9 protein-coding genes and 1 tRNA gene are annotated in these 8,510 nt (G+C 66.6%); all 10 read right to left on the bottom strand.

What is annotated here, in order from left to right; genetic code table 11:
* Positions 1-2 precede the first annotated feature (2 nt).
* Positions 3-77 (bottom strand) — tRNA-Val (locus V7Z54_RS08000).
* A 168-nt stretch (positions 78-245) separates the two neighbouring features.
* A complete protein-coding gene (dnaQ, locus tag V7Z54_RS07995; protein ID WP_334135689.1) occupies positions 246-977 on the bottom strand; it encodes a DNA polymerase III subunit epsilon in 732 nt (243 codons plus the stop codon).
* Between the two features lie 12 nt (positions 978-989).
* The gene (gene fdx / locus V7Z54_RS07990; RefSeq protein ID WP_334135687.1) at positions 990-1,328 is read right to left on the bottom strand and encodes an ISC system 2Fe-2S type ferredoxin; all 339 of its coding nucleotides are present in this window, start codon (positions 1,326-1,328) and stop codon (positions 990-992) included.
* 114 nt (positions 1,329-1,442) lie between these two features.
* Positions 1,443-3,335 (bottom strand): Fe-S protein assembly chaperone HscA, encoded by a 1,893-nt coding sequence (hscA, locus tag V7Z54_RS07985; RefSeq protein ID WP_334135685.1) that lies wholly within the window; start codon positions 3,333-3,335, stop codon positions 1,443-1,445.
* 17 nt (positions 3,336-3,352) lie between these two features.
* Entirely contained in the window at positions 3,353-3,874 is a 522-nt protein-coding gene (gene hscB, locus V7Z54_RS07980) for a Fe-S protein assembly co-chaperone HscB (RefSeq protein ID WP_334135683.1), read from the bottom strand.
* A complete protein-coding gene (iscA, locus tag V7Z54_RS07975; protein ID WP_334135681.1) occupies positions 3,867-4,190 on the bottom strand; it encodes an iron-sulfur cluster assembly protein IscA in 324 nt (107 codons plus the stop codon). Before iscA ends, hscB begins: the two co-directional genes overlap by 8 nt.
* Before the next feature lie 107 nt (positions 4,191-4,297).
* Entirely contained in the window at positions 4,298-4,699 is a 402-nt protein-coding gene (iscU, locus tag V7Z54_RS07970) for a Fe-S cluster assembly scaffold IscU (RefSeq protein ID WP_334135679.1), read from the bottom strand.
* A gap of 29 nt (positions 4,700-4,728) precedes the next feature.
* A complete protein-coding gene (locus V7Z54_RS07965) occupies positions 4,729-5,949 on the bottom strand; it encodes an IscS subfamily cysteine desulfurase (RefSeq protein ID WP_334135678.1) in 1,221 nt (406 codons plus the stop codon).
* A 34-nt stretch (positions 5,950-5,983) separates the two neighbouring features.
* The gene (gene iscR / locus V7Z54_RS07960) at positions 5,984-6,517 is read right to left on the bottom strand and encodes a Fe-S cluster assembly transcriptional regulator IscR (protein WP_334135677.1); all 534 of its coding nucleotides are present in this window, start codon (positions 6,515-6,517) and stop codon (positions 5,984-5,986) included.
* Between the two features lie 122 nt (positions 6,518-6,639).
* A partial coding sequence (locus tag V7Z54_RS07955) for a sensor histidine kinase (RefSeq protein ID WP_334135675.1) occupies positions 6,640-8,510 on the bottom strand: 1,871 nt, incomplete at its 5' end.

Raw genomic sequence — 8,510 nt, 5'->3', positions numbered from 1 at the left:
TTTGGTGGGTGATGCAGGGTTCGAACCTACGACCCCTGCCGTGTGAAGGCAGTGCTCTACCGCTGAGCTAATCACCCTGTCGTTGCGACAACAAGTTGAATTATAGCTGAGTTTTGCGGTTCCCGCGCGGACCGAACGGGTGTGCGTTTGCCGACAGATCACCGCTGAGCATCGCACGCCGGTTCAGGCACCGGCCGTGACATCTGGCGCAACGCGGCTGTTGGCCCCTTCGGTTATGCGCCACTTCAGCCGTTGACGGGGGCGCCTGGTGCAGCGTGCTCAAAGCGCCGCCACACGGTGGCCCCCTTGCTTTCCTTGTCCAGCGCGGCCAGCAGCGCTTCGTGGGCGGCACACTCGTCGGCGCTGGCGCGCAGCACCGGCAGCGGCAGGGCCGCCAGATCGACCTGCTGTCGAAGCGCTGCCCCGCCTCCGTCGGTGTGGACGTCGATGACCAGCGACTCCTGGCCGCGCGTCATGCAGATGTACACGTCGGCCAGCAGCTCGGCGTCGAGCAGCGCACCGTGCAGCTGGCGGCCCGAGTTGTCTACGCCTAGGCGGTCGCACAGCGCATCGAGGCCGTTGCGCTTGCCCGGCCACATCTCTTTGGCTAGCACCAGCGTGTCGATGACGCCGTCGACGAGGCTGCGCGTGGGCCCCTGCCCCAACCGAGCAAACTCGGCATCCAGAAAGCCTAGGTCGAACGGCGCGTTGTGAATGATGAGCTCGGCCCCGCGCAGGTAGTCGATCAATTCGGCGGCGATGTCGGCAAAGCGCGGCTTGTCGGCCAAAAATTCGCGCGTGATGCCGTGTACGCGCAGCGCGTCCTCGTGGATGTCGCGTTCCGGGTTTAGGTAGTAATGTCGGTTGTTGCCGGTGAGCTGGCGGTTGATGAGTTCCACGCAGCCGATTTCGATGATGCGGTCGCCGTCCTGGGGCGACAGACCGGTGGTTTCGGTGTCGAGCACGATCTGGCGCATGGTTCGGCTTCGTCAGTGGCGCTCGCGCGCGTGATTGATGGAGTAGCGCGGGATTTCGATGGTCACGTCGCGCGTACCCAGGCGCGCCTGGCAGCTCAGGCGCGAGGTGGGCTGCAGCCCCCAGGCTTTGTCGAGCAGGTCTTCCTCTTCCTCGCTGGGTTCGTTGAGTGACTCGTAGCCCTGGCGCACGACGACGTGACAGGTGGTGCAGGCGCAGCTCATCTCGCAGGCGTGCTCGATTTCGATGCCGTTGTCCAGCAGCGCCTCGCACAGACTGGTGCCGGTGGGAGCCTGCAGCCGCGCGCCTTCAGGACAGTATTCGGGGTGGGGCAAAACGGTGATGGCGGGCATGAGCAGCTGATGGTTGGTAAGCGTGAAGGGGTCTTCGGTCACGTCGGTGGTTTGGGCTGCAGCGGACAGACGCCAGGCGTTGCCCGAGCGCGCGGCCCACAAGCGGCGCCCAGCTTACAACTGGTCGACCGCGCGGCCAGCCAGCGCCTGCGCGATGCTGCGGTTCATGCGTGCTGCGGCGAAGGCTTCCGTGCCCTTGGCCAGTGCTTGGGTGGCGCTGTCGATGGCGGCGGCATCGTCGCCGGCGCGCGCGCGTTCGAGCGCCTGCATCAGCGCGTCGATGGCGGCGCGTTCCTCGGCCGTGAGCAGGTCGCCGTCGGCGGTCAGCGCGCTGCGCGTGGCCATCAGCATGCGTTCGGCTTCCACGCGGGCCTCGATGAGTGCGCGCTGGCGCATGTCTTCTTCGGCGGTGGCAAACCCTTCCTGCAGCATACGCGTGACTTGCTCGTCGGTCAGTCCATAGGAAGGTTTGACGTCCACGTGGGCCTCGACGCCCGTGGTCTGTTCGCGGGCGCTGACGTGCAGCAGACCATCGGCATCGATGGTGAAAGTGACGCGGATGCGGGCGGCGCCGGCGGCCATCGGCGGGATGCCGCGCAGCTCAAAGCGCGCCAGGCTACGGCAGTCCTGCACGCGGTCGCGCTCGCCCTGCACGACGTGAATCGCCATCGCGGTTTGGCCGTCGCGGTAGGTGGTGAAGTCCTGCGCACGCGCGGTGGGAATGGGCGTGTTGCGTGGCACGATGCGCTCCACCAGTCCGCCCATGGTCTCGATGCCCAGCGACAGCGGAATGACGTCAAGCAGCAGCAGCTCGCCGCTGGGGTCGTTGCCCGCCAGCTGGTTGGCCTGGATGGCAGCCCCGATGGCCACCACCTCGTCCGGATTGAGGTTGGTCAGCGGCGCGCGCCCAAACAGCTGGGTCACGGCGTCGCGCACCACCGGCATGCGGGTGGAGCCACCCACCAGCACGACGCCCTGCACATCCGTCGTGGAAACCCGGGCGTCGCGCAGCACCCGGCGCACCACCGTCAGCGTGCGCTGCGTCAGCTCGCGCGTGATGGCTTCGAACTGCGCCGCATCCAGGGGCACCGTCACGTCGCCATCCGGCAGCGGCACTTGCAGCGTCACGGGTGACGAGCCGCTGTGGCTCAGCGCCTCCTTGGCCTGACGGGCGCGGGCCAGCAGCGTCGCGCGCGCGCGCGCGTCCAGATCGGCGGTTTGCGCTCCGGCGCACACCTGCTGTAGGGCCCAGTCGGCCAGCGCCCGGTCGTAGTCGTCGCCACCCAACGCGGAGTCGCCGCCGGTGGCCACCACCTCGAATACCCCGCGCGTCAGGCGCAGCAGCGACACGTCGAACGTGCCGCCCCCCAGGTCATAGACCAGATACAGCCCCTCGGCCGCGTTGTCCAGCCCGTAAGCGATGGCGGCTGCGGTGGGTTCGTTGAGCAGCCGCAATACCTCGACGCCGGCCAGCCGCGCGGCGTCCTTGGTGGCCTGCCGTTGCGCGTCGTCGAAATAGGCGGGCACGGTGATGACGGCGCCGTACAGGTCGCTGTCGAAGGTGTCTTCGGCACGCTGGCGCAGCGTGGCCAGGATGTCGGCGCTGATTTCCACCGGGGTCTTGTCGCCAGCCACGGTGCGCACCACCACCCCACCCTCGCCTTCTGTAACGGCGTACGGCAAGCGCGCCGCCACGCCTTGCGCCTGAATGTCGGCCAGCGAGCGCCCCATCAGGCGCTTGACCGAGCTGATGGTATTGGCTGGATCGTCCACCTGGGCGGCCAGTGCGTCGTAGCCCACCTGGCGCGCGGGGCGGCTGCCCGGCGGCAGGTAGCGCACCACACTGGGCAGGATGTTGCGGCCCTGCTCATCCGGCAAGCATTCGGCTACACCGTGGCGCACAGCGGCCACCAGCGAATGCGTAGTACCCAGATCGATGCCAACGGCGACGCGCCGTTGGTGCGGGTCGGGCGTTTGCCCGGGTTCGGAAATTTGCAGCAATGCCATGCGATCAGTCGGGGAGGTCAGGGGTCGAGCCGCTCGTGCAGCGTGTCCAGGAAGCGTTCGATGAACATGAGGGCGCGCACGTGCCTTGCGGCTGCGGCTGCGTCGTGGCGGCGGTCGATGGCGTCGGTCAGCTCGGCTAAGCGCGCCGCGCGCTCGGCTTGGACCTCGTGCAGCAGCCGTTGCAGATCGGCCTGGTCGCGGGCTTCGTCCAGCGCCTCGCGCCACTGCATTTGCTGCAGCAGAAACGCCGGGGGCATCGCCGTGTTGCTGTCAGCCTGCACCGGTTGCCCGTGCAGTTCGCACCAGTAGGCGGCGCGCCGCAGCGGGTCACGCAGGCGCTGGTATGCCTCGTTGATGCGCACCGACCACTGCATGGCCACGCGCTGTGCCGCAGCGCCGGCGTGCGCGTGCCGATCGGGATGGGCGTGCTGCTGCAAGGCTTTCCAGCGCTGCTCGATCTGCGCCGGCTCCAGCTCAAAGCGCCGCGGCAAACCGAACAAGGCGAAGTCGTCGTCGTGCAACGATGCCGTTTCAGACACGGAAGGACTCGCCACAGCCACAGCGGTCGCGCTCGTTGGGATTGTGGAAGCGGAACCCTTCGTTGAGTCCCTCCCGAACGAAATCGAGCTCGGTGCCGTCCAGGTACGGCAGGCTTTTCGGGTCCACCAGGATTTTGACGCCGTGCGCCTCAAACACGATGTCCTCGGGCGCGATGTCGTCGGCATATTCGAGCTTGTAGGCCAGCCCCGAACAACCGGTTGTCTTGACGCCAAGGCGCACGCCAATGCCCTTGCCACGGCGGGCGAGGTATTTGGAGACGTGCCGCGCAGCGGCTTCGGTGAGTGTGACGGCCATGGACGAAAGGGATGCAACGAAAGGAAACCAAACCGGCAACATCGGAGCCGGTGGCGCGCGATGCCGCGCCCGCCGCCGGACTCCCTGGAGAGCGCCCTCAGAGGTGCTCAGGCGGCTGCGGTTTGCGCGGCGTGCTTTTTCTTGTAGTCTTCGACGGCGGCCTTGATGGCATCTTCGGCCAGGATCGAGCAATGTATCTTGACTGGCGGCAGCGCCAGCTCCTCGGCAATCTGGCTGTTCTTGATCTGTGCCGCCTCCTCCAGCGTCTTGCCTTTGACCCACTCGGTCACCAGCGAGCTGGAAGCGATGGCCGAGCCGCAGCCGTAGGTCTTGAAGCGCGCATCCTCGATGACGCCGGTTTGCGGATTGACCTTGATCTGCAGCTTCATCACGTCGCCGCAGGCGGGCGCCCCCACCATGCCGGTGCCGACATTGCTGTCGTTCTTATCAAAACTGCCGACGTTGCGCGGGTTTTCGTAGTGGTCGATGACCTTGTCGCTGTATGCCATGGTGTGCTCCTTTCGGCAAACGCGCCGCGTCAGTGCGCGGCCCACTGGATGCTGTTGAGATCGATGCCCTCTTGATACATCTCCCACAGCGGTGACAGTTCGCGCAGCTTGGCCACGTTGGTCTTGATCGCCGCAATCGCGTAGTCGATATCCTGCTCGGTGGTCCAGCGCCCGATCGTCATGCGCAGGCTGCTGTGGGCGAGCTCGTCGCTGCGGCCCAGCGCCCGCAGCACGTAACTGGGCTCCAGACTGGCCGAAGTGCAGGCCGAGCCACTGGATACCGCCACGCCCTTGATGCCCATGATGAGCGACTCGCCCTCGACGAAGTTGAAGCTCATGTTCAGGTTGTGCGGCACGCGCCGGGTGGGGTGGCCGTTGATGAAGGACTGCTCGATTTGCGTCAGACCCGCCACCAAGCGTTCGTGCAGGCGCTGGATGCGCGGCACCTCGGTGGGCATCTCAGCCTTGGCGATGGCAAACGCCTCACCCATGCCGACGCACTGGTGCGTGGCGAGCGTGCCGGAGCGCAGCCCACGCTCGTGGCCGCCGCCGTGCATCTGCGCCTCCAGTCGCACCCGAGGTTTGCGGCGCACGTACAGCGCTCCAATCCCCTTTGGGCCGTAGGTCTTGTGCGAGGCCAGGCTCATGAGGTCCACCGGCAGACGCTGCAGGTCGATGGCCACCTTGCCGGTGGCCTGCGCGGCGTCCACATGAAAGATGACGCCCTTTTCACGGCAGATCTGCCCGATCGCCTCGATGTCCTGGATGACGCCGATTTCGTTGTTGACGAACATGACGCTGGCCAGGATCGTGTCTGGACGCAGCGCGGCACGGAATGCGTCTAGATCGAGCAGCCCGTATTCGTCCACGTCCAGGTAAGTGACTTCGAAGCCTTCGCGTTCCAGGTGGCGGCAGGTATCCAGCACCGCCTTGTGTTCGGTCTTGACGGTGACGATGTGCCGCCCCTTACCCCGGTAGAAATGAGCGGCCCCCTTTAGGGCTAGGTTGTTCGATTCGGTGGCCCCGCTGGTCCAGATGATTTCACGCGGGTCGGCGCCGATCAGGTCGGCGACCTGCTCGCGCGCATACTCGACAGCTTTTTCCGCCTCCCAACCCCAGGCATGGCTGCGCGAAGCGGGGTTGCCGAAATGTTCATACAGCCACGGCACCATCTTTTCGACCACGCGCGGATCCACCGGCGTCGTGGCGCTGTAGTCCAGATAGAGGGGCATGTGCAGGGTGCTGCTCATTGGAAACTCCTGGTGGGTGTGCCGCAGACCGGACTCATTTGCCCGCCACCGTCGCCAGCGCAAAGACCGAGTTAGGGGCATTGACACGGATGGGCTTGACGACTGGGGTGGTCGAGAAGGCGCGCTTGATCGAGGGCGCCGGCTCCACCGTCACCCCCTTGGCCAGCTGCTGGTCAACCAGCTGCTGCAGCGTGACCGAGCGCAGGAACTCCACCATCCGTTCGTTGAGCTCGGCCCACAGATCGTGCGTCATGCAGCGCTGGCCATCGCCGTGGCAGTTTTCCTTGCCGCCGCACTGGGTCGCGTCAATGGGCTCGTCAACCGATAAAATGATGTCGGCCACCGTGATGTCAGCTGCGCGCCGGCCCAGCGTGTAGCCGCCGCCGGGGCCGCGCGTCGACTCCACCAGCCGGTGGCGCCGCAGCTTGCCAAACAGCTGCTCCAGGTACGACAGCGAGATGTGCTGACGCTGGCTGATCGCAGCCAATGTCACCGGGCCGCTGGCTTCACGCAACGCCAGATCGATCATGGCGGTGACGGCGAAACGCCCCTTGGTGGTCAAACGCATGGCAGGCTCCTGGTGGTCAAACGACGGACCGTCGAAGGCTCCGTCGTAGCATACCCGAGTGTTTTGGTCGAGTATAACAAAAAGCCGAACGTTTTGCTCGGGATTGCGCGCCGCAGGCGTCTTCAGGGCTGGCGCGTCAGCCACGTGCTGTCGCTGGCGGGCGGGCTGCTATGCAGCGCAAACGCGAGCTCGATGCCGGTGCCGGGGTGTGCATCGTAAAAGCGCACGCTCGCGCCCAGTTTGGTGGCGCGGGTGATGATGTTGCGCAGCCCGCGTCCGCCCGGCGGGCGCTTGTCCATCGGTGGCAGGCCGATGCCGTCATCTTCAATGCTCAGTACCACCTGATCGTCGCGCTGCCACGTGCTGACCGTGACCCGGGTGGCGCGCGCGTGCTTGACGACGTTAGCCAAAATCTCCTGCAGGCAGCGAAACAGGTGCATGACACCGCGTGCGTCCAGGCCCGGCAGGGCGGGTACGTCCTGCACTTCCCAGCGCAGCTCCAGTCCTGCGGCCTCCAGTGCCGGCCCCAGCCGCCGGCGCAGCGTGCCTAGAATGGCCGGCAGATCGCCCTCCATCGGCTCCAGCGAATCCAGCGTCAACCGCAGCTCATCGAGGGCCTGCCGCAGCAGGGCCTCGATCGAGGCGCGCTCGACCCCACCTTCGGTACTGCGCACCAGGTTGAGCGTCTGCACCAGTTGACTGCCCAGACCGTCGTGCATGTCGCGCATCAGGCGACGCCGTTCCTCCTCCACCACCCGCTGCCGTTCGGCCAGACGCAGGCGCTGGAAAGCCTGGCGCAACTCCTCTTCACGCCGCGCCACCGCTTCGGCCAGCGATGCGTTGAGGCGTTGCACGTCGCGTGCCCACCCGGTGGCGCGCTCCACCAGCGCCGCGCCCAGCGCAAACATCAACACGATGCTGCCGAAGGTCAGCCAACGCAGCTCGCCGTCACCGGGAAAGTCCAGCTGCACGACCAGAAAATCGCGAACCCCCGTCAGCAGCGCAAACATGGCCACCAGCCCTACGGCCAGCGTCGGAAACGGCAGGTCGTCCCGGCGCATGCGATCGACCACGATCGCCACCAGTGCCGCCAGCGCAAACACGGTGACGCCGCCTGCCCAGGCCCGCACCACCGTGTAGTCCTGGCTCCACTGCGCCCACGCCAGCCACATGGGAGTCAGGCCCATCATCAGCCACGAGCCGACTCGCATCCAGCGCAGTTGGTGCCCAAAGAAGTCTTCCAGCATCAACAGGAACAGGCCGACAAAGACGGCCAACGCCACCCGGTGCAGCAGGAACACCAGCTCGTGCGACAGCGCAGGCTCGACCAGTACCAGCGTCACGGTACGCACCATCAGCGCCAGCGCGGCCCCACCCATGAGCACGAACAGTCGCTCGCCCAGCACGCGCCACAGCAGCAGTGCCAGTACGCCGACGAACAACGCCAGCGTTGCCATGATCCAGGCCCCGGTCACTTGCCACCACTCCAGCTGGCGATGGCGGCGCAGCAGGGTGTCGTGGTCGCCCAGCTGCGCCGGGGCCAGTCCGCTGCGCTCCAGAGGGCGTGCCCACACCTCGATAATGAGGCGATTGTGGGTGGCCTGCGGCAGCAGCAGCGGCGGCGGCAACGCCACCAGATGGGGCAGTGCCGTCGCCAGCACGGTCTGTGTTTCGGGGGCGTACCAACCCATCTGGGCGATCTCTCGGTCGTTGAGCAGCACCCGAAATCGCGGGCCCACGCGCGGCAGCAACAACGCCAGCCGGGCGTGCGCGGACTCCGCGTAGGTGAGTGCCTCCGGCCAAGGCAGGGTGTAGACGACCCGGCCCCACCAGGCGGGCGATTCGTCATCGAGAATGTGCGGCAGCGCCACCGACTTCGGAGGTTGCTGCGGATCCAGCGGCAGGTGCACCTGCGCCTGGCGCAGGGTCACCACGCCGGGCGGGTCCGAAGGGGTGGAGATGCCGTGCAGCAGCACCAGCAGCACCAGCAGCA

The sequence above is a fragment of the Tepidimonas sp. genome, from assembly GCF_036824975.1.
GTDB lineage: Bacteria > Pseudomonadota > Gammaproteobacteria > Burkholderiales > Burkholderiaceae_C > Tepidimonas.
Note: the sequence above shows the minus strand (reverse complement) of the source record. Positions and strands in the feature narration are given on the sequence as shown.